The sequence below is a fragment of the Micromonospora sp. LOL_024 genome, assembly GCF_048060415.1.
Taxonomy (GTDB): Bacteria; Actinomycetota; Actinomycetes; order Mycobacteriales; family Micromonosporaceae; genus Micromonospora.
Map to the genome: position 1 here is coordinate 82203 of NZ_JBHMIS010000011.1, position 16036 is coordinate 98238.

Genomic DNA, 16036 nt, shown 5'->3' on the forward strand with positions numbered 1-16036 from the left:
AAACCCCGAGAAACCGGACCCCACCCGCGCGGGAGGAAAGCTCAGGTCGTCGTGATCCAGCCCAGGCTCCGGGCGGTGACCGGGTCGCTGGCCCGCAGGCCCACGTCGGAGACGGTCCAGAGCACGTCGCCGATCACCAGCGACCGGCGTACCGCCGGCGACGACATCCACGGGCGACGGGCGGTCGGGTGCTCGACGCTGGGATGGGTCACCGCGCCGATCTCGCTGATCGTGTCGCCGGTGACACGCAGCAGCCGGATGCCGGTGTCGACCGGCAGCGCCACCAGCCCGGTGTCCGGCCGGTACAGGAAGGCGTGCGGGTCGTGCTCGGCCGCCGACCACCCGTTGGGCAGATGCCACTGGTCCAGACGGGTCGGCCGGGCGGGATCACGGACGTCGAAGAGGGACACCTGCACACCCTCGGCCCGGCCCTGGCCGTCGGCCTCCTGACCGACCCCGAGCAACCGCCCGTCGGGCAGCGGGTGCAGGTACGCCGAGTAGCCGGTGATCTTCAGCTCGCCGGTGACCACCGGCGCGGCCGGATCGGTCAGGTCCAGTGAGTAGAGCGGATCGGTCTGCCGGAAGGTGACCACGTAAGCGACCGGCCCGAGGTAGCGCACCGAGTAGATCCGTTCGCCCCGCCCCAGGCCTCCGACCACTCCGGTCGGCACCAGCGCCCCACCGTCGCGACGCAGGATGTGCACGGCGGATTCCGAGGCACTTCCGTCACCCCCGAGATCGCCGGTGGTGGTGGCGACCCGTAGGTGCCCCGCCCACTCCGACAGCGCGTACTGATTGATCAGCCAGCCGGGCACCGAGCCGGCGGCGAGAAACCGGGGCCGGCCCGGCGCGGCGGTGTCGAACTGGTAGATCTCGGTGACCTGATCGGCCGACGACGGCCGCCAGTGGGGCGTGGCGGGCATCGCCATCGGCCGCTGACCGGCCAGGTAGAGCCCGGTCGCCGTGCCGTAGACGGTATCGGCGTCGGCGGCCACCGCGACCGGGTCGCCGTCGCCGAGTCGATCGCTGGTGAGGTCGAAGCTGAGCACGGTGAGGGTGGACGAGGCGGTCATCCGCTTCGGGCGGCTGAGCCGGTCGCAGCCAACCCGCCCGGTGTGCCGCTCGGCGCCGGCCGTCCACTCGTACTCCGGCAGCCAGGCTTCGACATCGGCCCGCGCGATCACCCTGCGGTTGCGTTCGGTCCGGACCGGGTCGCTGCCGGCGGGCTCGAACGGAAACTCCAGGCGGGGCGTCGCGCGGACCACCACCCGGGCGGTGCCGTCGGTCAGCCGGGCGTCGACGGTGCTGCCCCGCATCCGGTACGTGCCGAGCAGTCGGGGCTGGCCGGCCAGGCCGATCAGCATCAGGCGGGTCGCGCCGGCCGGTCCCGCCGACCAGTGGTTGCCGGCCGGGCCCGGCGCGTCGGCGGCGAGCACCAGCGCGCGGTCACCGAGCAGCAGCAGCCGGTGCTCCGGCAAGCGCAACTCGTCCTGGCCGCCGGTCAGGTCGAGTTCTCCGACGACCCGGCGGCTGACCGGCTCGATCACCCGCAGCACACCGTGGGTGACCGTGACGATCCGGCGGCCGTCGGTCTTGACCAGGTCGGGTTCGTCCGCGCCGGCCTCGTGATTGTTGGTCGTGGAGTGACCGGCGCCGCCGGTCCGGGCCGCAGCGTCGCCAGGGGCGCCGGCGAAGGTCCGGGCCATCGACTCGGCGCCACCGGCCGTCGCCGCCCGATCCCTGAGCAGCACCGCCTCGCCGCCGAAGCCGTAGGGGCCGACCGACGCGGTCGCCGCGGCGCGAAGTTCGCTGAGGGCATCGGCGCAGGAGTCGAAGGAGACCAGTCCGACCGGCACCATCGGTGGCCCGACTGCCCAGGGTGCCGGTGGCGCCGGTTCCGGTACCGCCGCGCTGCCGGCGAGCAGCGCGAGCGTGACCAGCGTGCCGCCGGCGGCGGCGAGCTTGGTTCCCCGTCTCATGGCCGATTCGACGCGGCCGCTGCGCGTCCGGTTCCACTCGTCGGCGTGCGGTTACGGGGTCAGCGGGTCGAGGGGCCGACGCCGGGGGACTCGACCAGTCGGGAGAGGACGATGGTGCTGCGGCTGGAGGTCACGAACGATTCGGCCCGTAGTCGCTCCAACGCCTCCTCCAGGTGGGAGATGTCGGCGGCGCGCAGGTGCACCAGCGCGTCGGCCTCGCCGGAGACGGTGTATGCGCCGATCACTTCGGGGTGGCGTCGCACCGCTACACCGATCTGTGCCGGGGTGGTCCGCCCGGCGCAGAACAGCTCGACGAATGCCTCGGTGGTCCATCCGACCGAGGCGGGGTCGACGATGGCCGTGAATCCCCGGATCACCCCGGCGGCCCGTAGCCGGTCGACCCGTCGCTTGACTGCCGGAGCGGAGAGTGACACCCGGATGCCGATGTCCGCGTACGAGGCTCGGGCGTCAGCGACGAGCAAAGCAATGATTCGCTGGTCTACGGCGTCTATCTGCAATGTTCCGCCTCATGGAAGCAATGTTTGCGGCTGTTACCAAAGTTCTACCCTACCTACTGTTGGTGACCGTGAACCAGCAGCGAGTGCCGCGAAAGCGGATATATCTCATGTGCTCGCCTGAGCACTTCGCGGTCGAGTACGCGATCAACCCGTGGATGGACGTGACCGCTCCGGTCGACACGGAGCTGGCGGTCAAGCAGTGGGACCGCCTGCGGGAGACCCTCGTCGGTCTCGGCCACGAGGTGTGCCTGCTGGCTCCCGAGCCCGGCCTGCCCGACATGGTCTACGCCGCCAACGGGGCGTTCGTGGTGGACGGCACGGTCTACGGGGCGCGGTTCAAGCACCAGCAGCGGGCCGCAGAGGCAGCCGTGCACCGGGGCTTCTACGCCTCGCCGGACTGGCGGTTCATCGCGCCGAACGAAACCAACGAGGGCGAGGGTGACTTCGCGTACCTGCCGGAGGCGTACGGCGGCCTGATCCTGGCCGGGTACGGCTTCCGGACCGAGTTGCCCGCGCACGCCGAGGCGCAGGAGGCGCTGGGTCGGCCGGTGGTCTCACTTCGGCTGGTGGACCCGCGCTTCTACCACCTGGACGTGGCGCTCGCCTCGGTCGACGACGGGAACGTTGTCTACTACCCTGGCGCGTTTTCCGCGGCCACCCAGAAAGTGCTCGCCCAGCTCTTTCCCGACGCGATCATCGCGGACGACGACGATGCCCTCGCCTTCGGGTTGAACCTGGTCAGCGATGGCGCCAACGTGGTGCTCAACAGCGAGGCGACCCGACTGGCCGGCCGGCTCAGGGCGGGCGGGTACACGCCGGTGCCGGTGGAGTTGGCCGAACTCAAGAAGGGCGGCGGCAGCGTGAAGTGCTGCATCGCCGAGCTGCGGCCCTGAGCCCGGCTCCACTCAGCCGAGTGTGGCCAGCTCGCTGACCAGGACGTTCGACAGCACCTGACCGTCGCGCTGCACCTCGCGCAGGTACCACTTCTGCTGCGGGGTGCGCGGCTGGTTGAACTGCCACGCGCCGCGCGGGCTGTCGATCTGCCCGATCCGGCCCAGTGCGAGGTTGACCTGCTGCGAGGTGGCCGCCGGGCCGGCGAGGCGGATCGCCTGGTCGAGTACCTTCGCCGCGTCGTAGGAGGCCATCGCGTAGGTGGTGGGTGAGATGTTGTGCTTCTTGCGGTACGCAGAGGCGAACCGACGGTTGGCCGCGTTGTTCAGATCGGCGGAGTAATTCAGTGCCGTCCGGATACCGAGCGCGTCGTTGGCCGGCCGGATGTCGTCTAGCACGGTGCCCTCGGTCAGGAATCCGGGGGCGTAGATGCTGCCCCGGAAACCGGCGTCGCGCAGCTGCATGATGAATTCCGCCGCTGCGGGGCCGGCGTAGAAGCAGAAGACGACCGAGGGGTTGCCGCTCAACGCCCGGTTGATGTCGGAGACGTAGGCGGTCTTGCTGGGGCTGGCGGTGCCCGAGGTCCAGACCACCTGGCTGGCGATGCGCGGGTCGGACTCGCCGAACTCCTGCCGGAAGCCGCGCAGCACGTCCTCGACGCCGACGACGCCTTCCGGCAGGATCGTCGCGACTTGGTCGGCGGGGCGGAGTTCCTCCCGCATGTAGCGTCCGAGCGCCCGCGCCGCCTCGTCGAGGACGTAGGACGTGCGCCAGATGTAGACGACGCTCTGCAGGCTCGCGGGTGAGGCGTTGGAGCCGATCAGCGGGACCCGGGCCCGTTCGACGGCGTCCCGGATGCCGAACATGACCGAGGAACTGGCGACTCCGGTCATGGCGAGCACGCCCTGCTTGAGTAGCCCGTCGACGGCAGCCTGGCCGGACTTGACGGTGTCACCCTCGTCGGCCGTGATCAGGTTGACGGGGTGGCCACCGAGGCGTCCGTCGTTGAGGTCGAGGTACATCTCGAAACCGTTGCCGAGTTCGTCGCCGATCGCCTTGTTCGCGCCGGCCTGTGGCGCGATGAGTCCGATCTTGATCGGGCTCTGGGTGCTGGTGGCGTCCTGCTCGGCGTCGGAGCCGCACCCGGCGACGAGTCCGCTCGTACCGAGCGCGGCCAGCAGCTGGAGTGCCCGCCTGCGGTTCATCTGCGACACCGGGATCCCTTCGAGATGTGTTGCCGGGCGGCACCCGCCCCTCCGGCGTTCTACCTGCTCCCCGACGCTGCGTCAATGGCTAATGATCTTTGTGTAGAGACAGCAATGCGCCGGTGACCTGGGCCCAGGCCGCCGACTCGGGATCAATGAGTCCGAAATGTTCGCATTCTGGTAGCTCAATCAGGCGGATATCTTCGCCCGCAGCTCGTCCGGCGGTCACGTAGTCACGAGAGATGCCGACCGGGACCTGCTGATCCAACGTGCCGTGAATCACTACGGTGCGTGGTCGCAGTGGCACCGGCACCCGGGGATCGGCGGCGGCGTACCGCTCGGGCACCTCCGCCGGTCCGCCACCGAGCAACGCGACCACCGCCCCGCCGTCCAGGTCCAGCCGATGTGCCTCGGCCAGGTCCGCGACCGGGGCGAGAGCCAGCACCGCGCCGACGGCGCCCGGCGCGTGGGCAGCCGCGTACAGGGCGAGGTGCCCGCCCGCCGAGTGACCGACCAGCACCTGTCCCACCGGCGCGACCCGGCCGGGCAGTGCGGCGTCGGCCAACCGGGGCAGCGCGGACACCCCGGCGAGCACGTCGGTGAGGGTGCCGGGCCAACCACCGCCGCGCTGTCCGGTCCGCCGGTACTCCAGCTGGGCGACCGGGTACCCGATCGCGGCCAGCGCAGCCGCCAGGGGGTCGGTGTGCCGCCGGTCGTACTCCGCGCGCCAGAAGCCGCCGTGCACCACGACCACCAGCGGTCGGGGTGGGCCGTAGCCGGCCGGCCGGCGCAGGTCGGCGATCTGGTCGGGGTGCTCGCCGTAGGCGACGGTCACGTCCGGCACGGGCGTGGGGCGGGTCAGCACCGCGCGGGGATCGGAGGGCATCCGGCGACGGTAGCGCGGTCACCCGTCGGGCGGGAGCCGGATGACCGGCGGTTGGGTGATCGCCGGGCCGACGGGCGCCGAACCGGGGCACTGGGTAAAGATGGAGGGCATGACCGAAGCGCGCTCCGCTGGAGAGAACGACGAGCCCGGCCGGGACGGCACCGGGCACACCGGAACGGTGGTGGTGGTCGGGCCGGATGGTCGGCCCGTCGGCACCGTGCAGACCGACGATGGGGCCGGCGAGGATCCGTCACGCCTGGTCGAGCAGCCGGCCAAGGTGATGCGGATCGGCAGCATGATCAAGCAGCTGCTTGAGGAGGTCAAGGCGGCTCCGCTGGACGACGCCAGCCGGCACCGGATGCGTGAGATCCACGAAAGGTCGATCGTCGAGCTGAAGGAGGGGCTGGCTCCCGAGCTGCGCGAGGAGTTGGAGCGGCTGTCGCTGCCGTTCGCCGAGGACCAGGCGCCCAGTGAGGGCGAGCTGCGGATCGCCCACGCCCAGCTGGTCGGTTGGCTGGAAGGGCTCTTCCACGGCATCCAGGCAGCCCTGGTGGCCCAGCAGATGGCGGCCCGGGTGCAGCTTGAGCAGATGCGTTCTGGCCGGCAGGCGCTTCCCAGCGGGCCTGCCGGGGCGGTGCTGCCGGGCATGCCGGACATCGGCCAGCCGGGCGCGGAGGGGCACAGCACCGGCCAGTACCTCTGACCCCTCCGGCGTGCGGCCGGCGGGCTGCGTGCCGCACGCCGGACGGTCAGTCCGCGCCGAAGACCTTTTCCAGGTACGTCGCCACCCCGTCGACGGAGTTCGCCGAGGCGACCTCGTCGGCGATGGCCAGCACCGCCGGGTGACCGTTCGCCACCGCCACCGCCCGGCCAGCCCAGGTCAGCATCGGTACGTCGTTGGGCATGTCGCCGAAGGCCAGCACATCGGTGGCGTCAACACCGAGCCGGTGGCAGTACCAGGCCAGCCCGGCCGCCTTCGTCACGCCGGCCGCGGAAATCTCCACCAGCCCGGAGTGCGAGGAGTGGGTGGCCTCGGCCAGGCCCACGAGGGCAGCGGCAATCAACTGGGTGAACCGGTCCGGGTCCTGCTCTCCGGCTCGCGCCAGTAGCTTCACCGCCGGCGCCGACAGCAGCTCCTCGGCGGTCTCCACGGCCCGGATCGCCTCGTCGTCGGCGTCCCACCGCAGCGGGTAGTGCGCCTCGTGCCGCATCTGCCGGCTGTCGACCACCTCGACCGCCAGACTCACCTCGGGCACCTCGGCCCGCAGCCGGCGAACCACCTCGGCGAGCAGCTCCGGTGCCAGCGGGTCGGCGCGCAGCACCTCGTCGGCGACCGGGTCGTAGACCACCGCGCCGTTGGCGCAGACGGCGGGCAGCGGCGCGGCCAGCTGGTCGTACACCAGTTTCAGCCAGCGGATCGGCCGGCCGGTGACCAGCACGACCGGCGTGCCCCGGGCGGAGATCCGGGCCAGCACGGCGGCCGTGCGGGCGCTGAGCGTGTGGTCGTCGCGGAGCAGCGTCCCGTCGATGTCGCTGGCGATCAGGCGTGGTGTCCCATCCATCACCGGGACAGTAGCCGGTCGAGGTAGACCGCCACCCCGTCGTCGTCGTTGCGCAGCGTCACGTCGTCGGCCAAGGCGCGCAGACTCGGGTGGGCGTTGGCGACGGCCACCCGGCCCCAGCCCGCCCACTCGAACATTGGCAGATCGTTCGGCATGTCACCGAAGACCAGTACGTCGGCCGGGTCCACGCCGAGGCTCTGCGCGACCACGCTGAGGCCGGTCGCCTTGTCCACCCCTGGCGGACAGATCTCGACGAAGCCGAGCCCGGCCTGGGTGAGGGTGGCCAGGTGCGGCGGGATGATCTCCCGGGCGGTGGCCAGCAACTCGTCCACGTGGTGGTCGGCGGTCCGCGCGAACGCCTTGATCACGTCGCCGGCCAGGCATTCGGCGCGGGTACGCACCTCGAAGCGGTCCTGGTAGGGCCAGGCCGGGTGGTAGTCGCCCCAGAGCGGGGCTTCGTGCTCGTCGGACGCCTCGACCATCACCGTCAGCGGGCCGACCGCGGCTTCCAGGTCGGCCAGCAGGACGGTCAGCACCTGGCTGGAGAGGCGTTCGTCGCGAAGCACCACCGGCCCGGTAGGGTCGCTCTGGTCGACCACCCGGCCACCGCCGGCGAGCACCAGGAAGTCCGCGGCGCGGATGTCGTTGCGGGTCAGTTCGGTCAGCCGGGGACCGCGACCGGTGGCACCCACCACCGGTATGCCGGCGGCGCGCACCCGGTCGAGAACCTCGTGGGTGTACGCCGATACGGTGTCGTCGCTGCGGACGAGCGTCCCGTCTAGGTCGGTGGCGATCAGCTTGGGCAGGCCCGGGCGCGTCATCGTTCCTCCTTCGCCCGCCGCCGTCGCGACCAGCCGGAGCGCCGGTTGGAAGCCCCAGCGTGACGGCGGGCAGCAACCGTACCTCGCAGAACCGGTCGCAACCATGGCTTCCAGGCGAATCGGATGCCAACGGGCGACGCATCGGAGGTGACTCTCACCCGGCCGACAGTAGACCGGACAGGTGGCGCGTCGAGGCCGCCGGGGGTCAGCTCAGTCGGTCGGTGCCTCGCGGGCGAAAGGCACCGTCGGTGCGACGGTGATGTCGGCCGGCGGACGCCTCTCGTCCAACTCCTCGTCCTGGGATCGGCGGCGGTCCCGCCGGCGGCGCCATCCGCCCGCCTCGTCCGGCTCGGTGGCTGGTTCGGGCTGCGGACCGGCCGGCTCGGACGCGACCCGGATGAGCGCGGCGGCGAACAGCCCGACGGCGACGAAGGCGACGAGCAGGCCCCGGCCCTGCTCGACCGCAAAGCCCGGATCGTTGGAATAGAAGACACCCCGCCGGGCCGCGTCGTCGATCGAGGACAGCGTCGCCACCAGCAGGGCGAGCATGCCTGCGGCCAGTGCCAGGCCCGCCACCCGCGCGTTGGTGCGTATCGTGGCGGTGCCCTGCAGCGCCAGTGCCACCGCGCCGCCGAGCGCGAGGAGCCCGACCAGGTACCCGGTGCCCAGGCCACCGATGTCGGACACGCCGCTGGTCACCACGAGCGGTGTGGCCGGCTCGGGGCCGGCGTTCGGAATGGTGATCGTCGACCATTCGCCCAGCAGCGACGCGAGGGCCGCCACCGCTCCGAGGCCCGCCAGCAGCACCGGTACCCGGCGATCACGTCCGAGACCGGAGAACGCCCGGCTGAGCCGGCCGGTCGTGGTCGACCCGTCCGCCGCGCCCCACTCGACGACGGTGGCGCCTTCGGAGCGGTCGTCCTGACGGGGGATGGGGAGGTCGTGGGTCAACTCGCTCACCCTTTCTTGGTGGCCCGGACGCCGCGCCCGCCGCGCCGTGCGGGTCCGTGTCGCATCATGACACAGCCGGTAGGCCGTGCCGAGGAACTGCGGATGCCTCAGCCGAGGCGGTCGGTCGCCTGGCGACGCCCGGTGGGCTAGCGTCAGGCACATGCCTATCCGTACCGCTTCCGCACGTTGGCAGGGCAACCTCACCGAGGGGGCCGGCTCGATCCGCACCGGCAAGGGCGGGATGGAGGGGAACTACTCCTTCAGGTCCCGGTTCGAGGAGGGGGAGGGCACCAACCCCGAAGAGTTGATCGGCGCCGCGCACGCGGGCTGCTTCTCGATGGCCTTCTCCAAGGCGCTCGCCGACGCCGGCACGACGCCGACCTCCGTGGAGACAACCGCGAAGGTGCACCTCGACAAGACCGACGCGGGGATGACCGTGACCCGGATCGAGCTGGAGACCGTCGGCGCGGTGCCCGGCATCGACGAGGCGCAGTTTGCCAAGATCGCCGGCACCGCGAAGCAGAACTGCCCGATCTCCCGCCTGCTGTCGCCCGGTGCCGAGATCACCCTCACCGCCCGCCTCACCTCCTGATCCCCCAAGTCGACCTGCCGTCGATCTTGCACTTGTGGCTTCCGTTATGTGTCTTTCGTGGCTACTTACCGGAACCGGTAGTGCAAGATCGCGGGTTGGCTGGGGGAGAATGGCGGCGTGGCGGTCGAGATGGAGCGGGAGCGTTTCGAAGAACTGGTGGGGGAGGCGCTCGACGAGGTTCCGGAAGAGCTGCTGGCCCTCATGAACAACGTGGTGATCCTGGTGGAGGACGACCCGCCTCCCGGTGAGGATCTTCTCGGCCTCTACGAGGGACACGCGTTGACCGACCGGGGATGGGACTACGCCGGTGTCCTGCCCGACCGCATCCTGATCTACCGGAATCCGATCCTGCGCATCTGCGACACGGACGACGACGTCGTCGACGAGGTGGCCGTGACAGTGGTGCACGAGATCGCCCACCACTTCGGCATCGACGATGCCCGCCTGCACGAACTGGGCTGGGGCTGACGACTCCGCCCGACGTCACTCTTGCGGCCCGGTTCTACCGTCTCGACCAGGAACGGCGAGTACGGAGGAACCCATTGCGCAGCGAATTGTTCTCGGCGGCGAATCTGGAGCGAGAGTCGGGACAGCCCGGCATGCGGCTACAGAACTCCAAGATGTTGAAAATCGAGCTGAACGGCGAGGCGATGGCCCGGGTCGGGTCGATGGTGGCGTACCAGGGGGAGGTGCAGTTCCAGGCGCTCGGCTCCGGCGGGCTGGGTAACTTCCTCAAGCAGAAGTTGACCGGCGAGGGTGTGCCGTTGATGAAGCTCACCGGTCGCGGGGACGTCTTCCTCGCCGACTTCGCCAAGGACGTACACGTCATCGACCTGGAGCCGGGCGATGCGCTTTCCATCAACGGCTCCAGCGTGTTGGCCTTCGACTCCACCCTGCGTTACGACATCAAGATGGCCGGTGGGGCGGGCATGGCCTCGTCCGGCCTGTTCAACTGCGTCTTCACCGGACACGGCAGGATCGCCGTCACCACCCGTGGCACCCCGGTCGTGCTCAATGTGGACGCGCCCACCTACGTCGACCCGCAGTCGGCCGTCTGCTGGTCGGCTGCCCTCCAGACCGGCTACCACCGGGCGGACCAGCTCGGCCTCGGCACACTGCTCGGCCGCACCACCGGTGAGGCGTACACGATGAGCTTCGCCGGGCACGGTTTCGTGGTCGTGCAGCCCTCCGAGGAACCGCCGATCATGGGCAGCGGACAGCAGGACCAGGGCGGCATGCTCGGCGGCCTGTTCCGGTGAGTCCGACCCCGGCCATGGCCGGTCAGGTCAGTTCGCCCACCCGAAGCCGGGCGAGCCAGGCGGCGGCGTCGGTGTAGTCGGTGTCGGCGAGGCCGGCCGGGGCGGCCACCGGGCGTTCGCCCGTCATGCCGCCCCACCGGTGCCGGGGATACGAGCCCAGGAACCGCACGCCGGCGCAGACCCGGTGCAACCCCTGCAACGCCTCACCGAGCCGGACATCGGCGACATGGCCGGTGCAGTCGAGGAAGAACACGTACCGGCCGAGCGCCTCGCCTGTAGGCCGGGACTCGATCCGGGTCAGGTTTACGCCCCGGACCGCGAGTTCCATCAGCACGGACAGCAGCGCGCCCACCCGGTCGTGCGCGATGTAGACGGCGAGCGACGTCACGTCGTCGCTGGTCGGTGGCGGCGGCGGCCCGGGCCGGGACAGCAGGGCGAATCGGGTCACCGCGTCGGGGTGATCGGCGATCTTGTCGGCCAGCACGGCCAGCCGGTGCCGGGCCGCGCCGATCGGGGCGCAGATCGCCGCGTCGTACTCGCTGTTGGCGGCGCCGGCCGCCGCCGCTCCGTTGGAGAGCACATCCACCACGACCGCGTCGGGCAGGTGGGCCCGCAACCAGCCGCGGCACTGGGTGGATGCCTGCGGGTGGGCGGCGATGCTGCCGATCGCAGGCAGGAGGGTTCCCGACCGCGTGCCGAGCACGAACTCCACCGGCAGGATCACCTCTCGGGTGATCACCAGTGGTTCACCCTCGGCCAGTTCGTCGAGGGTGACACCGACGGCACCGCCGATCGAGTTCTCCAGCGGGACCAGGGCGGCATCGGCATCCCCGGCACGTACGGCCTCCAGCGCCTCGCCCACGCTGCGGGCCGGCGTACGGCTGCCCCGCTCGGCGGCGGGCACGGTGCGTAGCGCCTGCTCGGCGAAGGTGCCCTCGGGCCCGAGGTACACGAAACGGGTGGGCGGCGTTCCCGGCATGCGTCCAGCCTACGCACTCGACGTCGGCGACGAGCCGGCCGGCGTGGGCGACGGTGCCGCCTCAGCAGGCGATGGCATCGCTACTGCGGTACCGGCAGGGCGCCGTCGCTTCCACAGGCCAGGGTCTGGATGCCGGCGGGGCCGGCCACCCGAACCTCGGCCGTGCAGACGTCGGTGCCGGCGGTGACCAGGCGCAGGGTACCAGCCCGATCACGGGTGACCACCTGGAGTGGTTCGTATCCGGCCACGTCGAGGATTGTGAACTGCCATCCTGCGGCGCAGAGCGGGCCGGTGCGGGCGGTGACCTTCGTGTTCTGGGAGAGTAGTCCGCCACGGCCACGAACCAGATTGATGATCTGCTGCGCCGAAGGGTCGCCCGCGCAGGCGACCGCTACCAGACCCGGGTCGGCCGTCGGGCTGTTGGGACCGGGCAGCCCGACGACCGGCGGAGCCGTCGGAGTGGCCGACACGCTCGGCGTAGTGGTGGGCGCCCGCGTGGGCAGGCCCGGGGAGCCGTCGCGTACCTCCGGAGGCTCGCCGCAGCCCGACAGAAGTGCGGCCAGTGCCACGACGGCGACCAGCCGCCGAGCTCCGGCAGCAGCATCGGGCGGCGGTCGGGCCTCGGCACGGCGGGGCGGGATGGGTGTCAGGTCAGACCTCGGAGAAGAAGGTGAGCGAGCCGGCTACGTTGCCGTTGACGAGCACCGGTGTGGAGATGGCGTCGACGGTGGCGTCCGGGGAGCCCTCCTCAGCCGCCTCGATCCGCAGCAGTCCACGCGCCAAGCGGCCGGAGGTCAGCGCCAACAGCGGTGGGATCTTGTCGATCTCGGGCACCGCCAACTCGCCCCGGTAGGCGGTGAAGTCCAGCAGCCGTAGCCTGCCGTCGAGCAGCGGGAGCCCGATCACGTCCTCCGGTACGCCCAGCCGGAGCAGTTCGCAACCGGTGGCAGAGACGGCTAATACCAGAGTCTGGGAGTCGATGAGGAGACAGGGCTCGTCCGCGCTGGACACGGTGGCCGACCACCGCTCGATGTTGTCGTACTCCTGCTCTGTTGGTGTCCCCCCGGAGGGCACGAACACTTCAGAGAGCGAGAGTTCGACGTGGGCCACCGAGCCTCCTATGCACACCGACGGTACGTCCACGCTAGCCGGTCGCGGCAGCGACCGCCGACCGTGCTGGACGTCTGGGGCCGTCGGTGCGGATCAGTGCCCGGTCGGCGACGGTGCGGGGACGGCGGAGCTGAGCCGTCGTCCGGCCGCGAGCCGTCGCCGCAGACGTTACCGCCGGCCGGCCGGCTTGTCAGCGGCCGTTCGGCCGTCCTCGTACCACCGGTAGTCCGCCGCCGGCGGGTGGCCGCCACTCGCCCAGGTGCCCGGGTGCTGCGCCACCCGGGACAGCTTCTCGGCGGTGGTCGGGCTGATCCGGTTGCCAGCCGCCACAAGCAGCCGGTCGAGCTCCCGGTGGGTCGCCATGAGGCAGTCCTTGGGCAGCCCGTAGACGCTGATCACCCCCGAACCCACGAAGGTGAGCACCGGCGTCACCGGGATCGGATGGCCGACCGCGGCGGTCAGCGCCTTGCTGGCGCGCCGGGCGTCGCGGCGGGCCTCGGCCACGTAGGGCGGGCGCTTTCCGTTGATCTGCACCACGTCACCGGCGACCAGGACGCGGGCCCGGCCGTGGTCGGCAATGGTGACAGCGAACAGTCCGCTCGGGCCGATGGCGAGGAAACCGGCGCGGTTGTCCTCGTCGTCGAGCATGGCGTCGGCGGCGTCGGTGCGGGGCCAGTCGATCACGTGCCATGCCGGCCCGAGGTGGTCGAGTTGGCCGAGCGCGCGCGCCCCTGCCGCCTCCAGGCGTCGGGCACCCCGCTCGGCCCGGCGGCGCCGGGCCCACTCAAGCGGGGACGGGCGTGGGGCCGCGACCACCTCTGGCGCCTCGACCCGGGGGTGCGGCACCGCCACGGGCGGCAGCGCCCGGGCAGACGGTACGGCTCGACGAGCGGGGAAGACAGTCATCGCGACCTCCGGCAAAAGGTCCCTCGAAGTTACGTTCTCACTACCCTACGTTGCCGGACCCGGTGGTCGGCAAGCCGGAGCGCCGGAATGACTGTGGATGAATGCCATATTCATCCACGGTTCTTTTACCGGATACCGCCAAACTCTGCCCTACGCTGCGGGAATGAGCCACTACGTGGACAGTGAGGTCGGCCGGCTCGGAACGGTGCTGCTGCACCGGCCGGGGCCGGAACTCGCCCGGCTCACCCCACGCAACAACGACTCGCTGCTCTTCGACGCCATCCCCTGGGTAGGTCGAGCGCAGGAGGAGCACGACGCCTTCGCCGAAGCGCTTCGTGGGCGCGGCGTCGAGGTGCTCTACCTGACCGACCTGCTCACCGAGGTTCTGGCCGTGGTGGACGCCCGGGCCGAACTCACCGGACAGGTGCTCGACTCGCCCCGGCTCGGCGACACCCTGCGCGGCCGGGTCGCCACGCACCTGACGTACCTCGACCCGGCCGCGCTCGCCGGTGTCCTCGTCGCCGGCCTGGCCCACGAGGAGTTGCGGTTGCACCGGGACCACCGTGGCGGTCTCGTCTACACCCTGATGGACCGCCACGACTTCATCGTCGATCCGCTGCCAAACCTGTTGTTCACCCGCGACTCGTCACTGTGGATCGGGAATCGGGTGGGCGTGACGAGCCTGGCGATGCCCGCCCGCCGCCGGGAAACCACGCTGACCGACGCGATCTACCGGTACCACCCACGGTTCGCCGGCACAGAGTTCGTGTACCGGCCGGGCCTGGAGCACCTGGAGGGCGGCGACGTGTTGCTGCTGGCCCCCGGGGTGCTTGCTGTGGGGGTGGGTGAGCGGACCACGCCCGCCGGCGCCGAACGGCTCGCCCGCCAGGTCTTCGCGGCCGGACTGGCCCACACCATCCTGGTCGTCCCTATCGCGCAGGAGCGGGCGACCATGCACCTGGACACGATCTGCACCATGGTCGACGCCGATGCGGTGCTGATGTACCCGAATGTCGCCAGCACGCTGTCGGCCTACACCGTCATCGCCGGAACGGACGGCGACGACCCGCGGGTGGACGGTCCGGCACCGTTCCTGCGGGCGGCCGCCGACGCGATGGACCTGGATCAGCTACGGGTGATCGACACCGGTCTCGACCCGGTGACCGCCGAGCGGGAACAGTGGGACGACGGCAACAACACGCTGGCGCTGGCGCCCCGACTCTGCGTCGGCTACGAGCGCAACGTCGAAACCAACGCGCAGTTGGAGCGGGCTGGCATCGAACTCATCCCGATCGCCGGCTCCGAGCTGGGCTCTGGCCGGGGCGGACCGCGCTGCATGTCCTGCCCACTGCTGCGGGAGTGAGGAAGGGCCCCTTCCTGACGCCTGAGGTAGAGCAGGGGTCCCTTGTTGACACCACCGGCGGGCGGAGATCAGCGCAGGGTCAGCTGGCGACCGAGCAACCCCTGCCGGGATCGCCGGGCTGCGGCATCGAGCGGACGACCCGTCTCCGTCAGGGCCTCGTCGTAGCGGGTGGCGAAGTCAGCCACCTGGTGCTCCCAGTCGCCGGCCGGGGCCTCGTCGGGCAGATCCCAGACCGGCACCAGCCGACCGTGTGCGCGGAACATCCCGGCGAACTTCGTGCCCTCACCGAGGGCCAGCGAGCCGGCCGCGCTGAGCCGGGCCAGAGCGTCCAGCGCGGCCTCCTCGGCCTCCGGCAGCACCCAGCGGACATGCGCCTTCTCCGGTACCCGGCACCAGTACGCTGCCCGTCCGGCGGCCAGCCGCTCGGTGGGATAGATGGCCGCGTTGGCCCGCTCCAGGGACGCCTGCACGTTCGGGTCCCCGGCGGCGGCCGGAGCGAGCCAAAACCCGAAATCCTCGTGCAGGGTGATCTCCAGCGGACCGTCGACCAGGATGTCCTGCAGCCGGGGCCCTGGGCCCGGTAGCGGTGGCACGGCCACCGGCGAGCCGGCGGCGGTCCGCAGCGCGCAGAGCAGCGACTCGGCCAGGTCACGGGATACGTCACCAGACTGTTGGTGGCGCTGGAGTCCGACCAGGACGTGACCGTCCTCTCGGCTCATCGCGGAGGCCGCCATCGGCAGCACGGTCGTCAGCGTGATCGGCCGGTCGCCGTACTCGTCGACCAGCGCCGGAGTGAGCCGCAGCGGCGCGGAGGCCGCGGGCACCAGCTCCCGCAGCGCGATCCACTCGGGCTCGTCGGCCAACCCTTCGAAGGGACGCGGGACGAAGACGTCCCGGACCTTCTCCCGCTTGACCGTCGGTACGGTGGCCCGCTGATTCTTTCGACGCTTGCTCACGGCGAGACAGCCTAGAGGCCCCGGCCCGGGCGGTGGGGCAGGACCCGCCCCTGCCGAC

The 16036-nt window shown here is 71.2% G+C and carries 18 protein-coding genes; 6 read left to right on the top strand and 12 right to left on the bottom strand.

Features of this window, described 5'->3' with window-relative positions; translation table 11 throughout:
* Positions 1-41: 41 nt before the first annotated feature.
* Together ACFHWY_RS14460 and ACFHWY_RS14465 are read right to left on the bottom strand one after the other, a co-directional pair.
* A complete protein-coding gene (locus ACFHWY_RS14460; RefSeq protein WP_416580700.1) occupies positions 42-1979 on the bottom strand; it encodes a beta-propeller domain-containing protein in 1938 nt (645 codons plus the stop codon).
* A 59-nt stretch (positions 1980-2038) separates the two neighbouring features.
* Positions 2039-2497 carry an Lrp/AsnC family transcriptional regulator gene (locus tag ACFHWY_RS14465; RefSeq protein WP_416580701.1) on the bottom strand — a complete coding sequence of 153 codons (459 nt, stop codon included), beginning with the start codon at positions 2495-2497 and terminating at the stop codon, positions 2039-2041.
* 59 nt (positions 2498-2556) lie between these two features.
* Here ACFHWY_RS14465 and ddaH point away from each other — a divergent pair, with 59 nt between their 5' ends.
* Positions 2557-3390 carry a dimethylargininase gene (ddaH, locus tag ACFHWY_RS14470; RefSeq protein ID WP_416580702.1) on the top strand — a complete coding sequence of 278 codons (834 nt, stop codon included), beginning with the start codon at positions 2557-2559 and terminating at the stop codon, positions 3388-3390.
* A gap of 12 nt (positions 3391-3402) precedes the next feature.
* On the opposite strand, the gene ACFHWY_RS14475 is transcribed toward ddaH, so the two are convergent.
* Positions 3403-4602, bottom strand: a complete 1200-nt coding sequence (locus tag ACFHWY_RS14475) for an ABC transporter substrate-binding protein (RefSeq protein WP_416580703.1) — start codon at positions 4600-4602, stop codon at positions 3403-3405.
* Positions 4603-4681: 79 nt separating this feature from the next.
* On the bottom strand, positions 4682-5479 hold the full coding sequence (locus tag ACFHWY_RS14480) for an alpha/beta hydrolase family protein (protein WP_416580704.1): 798 nt from the start codon (positions 5477-5479) through the stop codon (positions 4682-4684).
* Positions 5480-5579: 100 nt separating this feature from the next.
* On the opposite strand from ACFHWY_RS14480, the gene ACFHWY_RS14485 reads away from it, so the two are divergent.
* Positions 5580-6182, top strand: a complete 603-nt coding sequence (locus tag ACFHWY_RS14485) for a bacterial proteasome activator family protein (protein ID WP_416580768.1) — start codon at positions 5580-5582, stop codon at positions 6180-6182.
* A gap of 46 nt (positions 6183-6228) precedes the next feature.
* Here ACFHWY_RS14485 and ACFHWY_RS14490 read toward each other — a convergent pair whose 3' ends face one another.
* The 3 genes from ACFHWY_RS14490 to ACFHWY_RS14500 form a co-directional block, all read right to left on the bottom strand.
* Positions 6229-7041, bottom strand: a complete 813-nt coding sequence (locus ACFHWY_RS14490; protein WP_416580705.1) for an HAD family hydrolase — start codon at positions 7039-7041, stop codon at positions 6229-6231.
* Positions 7041-7862: an HAD family hydrolase gene (locus ACFHWY_RS14495; RefSeq protein ID WP_416580706.1), complete on the bottom strand. Its 822-nt coding sequence runs from the start codon at positions 7860-7862 to the stop codon at positions 7041-7043. The genes ACFHWY_RS14490 and ACFHWY_RS14495 overlap by 1 nt, the downstream gene beginning before the upstream one ends.
* Before the next feature lie 210 nt (positions 7863-8072).
* Entirely contained in the window at positions 8073-8822 is a 750-nt protein-coding gene (locus ACFHWY_RS14500; protein ID WP_416580707.1) for a hypothetical protein, read from the bottom strand.
* Positions 8823-8973: 151 nt separating this feature from the next.
* Between ACFHWY_RS14500 and ACFHWY_RS14505 the strand changes: the two genes are divergently transcribed.
* The 3 genes from ACFHWY_RS14505 (at position 8974) to ACFHWY_RS14515 (ending at position 10664) form a co-directional block, all read left to right on the top strand.
* Positions 8974-9405: an OsmC family protein gene (locus tag ACFHWY_RS14505; protein WP_416580708.1), complete on the top strand. Its 432-nt coding sequence runs from the start codon at positions 8974-8976 to the stop codon at positions 9403-9405.
* Positions 9406-9534: 129 nt separating this feature from the next.
* Complete coding sequence (locus tag ACFHWY_RS14510) at positions 9535-9873, top strand: metallopeptidase family protein (protein WP_416580769.1); 339 nt, start codon at positions 9535-9537, stop codon at positions 9871-9873.
* Positions 9874-9947: 74 nt separating this feature from the next.
* Complete coding sequence (locus ACFHWY_RS14515) at positions 9948-10664, top strand: AIM24 family protein (protein WP_416580709.1); 717 nt, start codon at positions 9948-9950, stop codon at positions 10662-10664.
* Between the two features lie 22 nt (positions 10665-10686).
* Here the strand turns inward: ACFHWY_RS14515 and pheA are convergent, their stop codons facing one another.
* The 4 genes from pheA to ACFHWY_RS14535 all read right to left on the bottom strand — a co-directional run bounded on the left by pheA (position 10687) and on the right by ACFHWY_RS14535 (position 13659).
* Positions 10687-11643: a prephenate dehydratase gene (gene pheA, locus ACFHWY_RS14520; protein ID WP_416580710.1), complete on the bottom strand. Its 957-nt coding sequence runs from the start codon at positions 11641-11643 to the stop codon at positions 10687-10689.
* Positions 11644-11723: 80 nt separating this feature from the next.
* Positions 11724-12212, bottom strand: coding sequence for a hypothetical protein (locus ACFHWY_RS14525; protein WP_416580711.1), 489 nt, complete (start codon positions 12210-12212; stop codon positions 11724-11726).
* An 82-nt stretch (positions 12213-12294) separates the two neighbouring features.
* The gene (locus ACFHWY_RS14530; RefSeq protein WP_416580712.1) at positions 12295-12753 is read right to left on the bottom strand and encodes a hypothetical protein; all 459 of its coding nucleotides are present in this window, start codon (positions 12751-12753) and stop codon (positions 12295-12297) included.
* A 168-nt stretch (positions 12754-12921) separates the two neighbouring features.
* Positions 12922-13659: a hypothetical protein gene (locus tag ACFHWY_RS14535; protein WP_416580713.1), complete on the bottom strand. Its 738-nt coding sequence runs from the start codon at positions 13657-13659 to the stop codon at positions 12922-12924.
* Between the two features lie 163 nt (positions 13660-13822).
* On the opposite strand from ACFHWY_RS14535, the gene ACFHWY_RS14540 reads away from it, so the two are divergent.
* Positions 13823-15022 (top strand): arginine deiminase, encoded by a 1200-nt coding sequence (locus ACFHWY_RS14540; protein WP_416580714.1) that lies wholly within the window; start codon positions 13823-13825, stop codon positions 15020-15022.
* A gap of 68 nt (positions 15023-15090) precedes the next feature.
* Here ACFHWY_RS14540 and ACFHWY_RS14545 read toward each other — a convergent pair whose 3' ends face one another.
* Positions 15091-15978, bottom strand: coding sequence for a DUF5926 family protein (locus ACFHWY_RS14545; protein ID WP_416580715.1), 888 nt, complete (start codon positions 15976-15978; stop codon positions 15091-15093).
* Positions 15979-16036: the final 58 nt, after the last annotated feature.

Coding starts and splice junctions, on each gene's coding strand:
- ACFHWY_RS14460 (WP_416580700.1), bottom strand. CDS start 1,979: ATGAGACGGGGAACCAAGCTCGCCGCCGCCGGCGGCACGCTGGTCACG.
- ACFHWY_RS14490 (WP_416580705.1), bottom strand. CDS start 7,041: ATGGATGGGACACCACGCCTGATCGCCAGCGACATCGACGGGACGCTG.
- ACFHWY_RS14495 (WP_416580706.1), bottom strand. CDS start 7,862: ATGACGCGCCCGGGCCTGCCCAAGCTGATCGCCACCGACCTAGACGGG.
- ACFHWY_RS14485 (WP_416580768.1), top strand. CDS start 5,580: ATGGAGGGCATGACCGAAGCGCGCTCCGCTGGAGAGAACGACGAGCCC.
- ACFHWY_RS14505 (WP_416580708.1), top strand. CDS start 8,974: ATGCCTATCCGTACCGCTTCCGCACGTTGGCAGGGCAACCTCACCGAG.
- ACFHWY_RS14510 (WP_416580769.1), top strand. CDS start 9,535: ATGGAGCGGGAGCGTTTCGAAGAACTGGTGGGGGAGGCGCTCGACGAG.
- pheA (WP_416580710.1), bottom strand. CDS start 11,643: ATGCCGGGAACGCCGCCCACCCGTTTCGTGTACCTCGGGCCCGAGGGC.
- ACFHWY_RS14540 (WP_416580714.1), top strand. CDS start 13,823: ATGAGCCACTACGTGGACAGTGAGGTCGGCCGGCTCGGAACGGTGCTG.
- ACFHWY_RS14535 (WP_416580713.1), bottom strand. CDS start 13,659: ATGACTGTCTTCCCCGCTCGTCGAGCCGTACCGTCTGCCCGGGCGCTG.
- ACFHWY_RS14480 (WP_416580704.1), bottom strand. CDS start 5,479: ATGCCCTCCGATCCCCGCGCGGTGCTGACCCGCCCCACGCCCGTGCCG.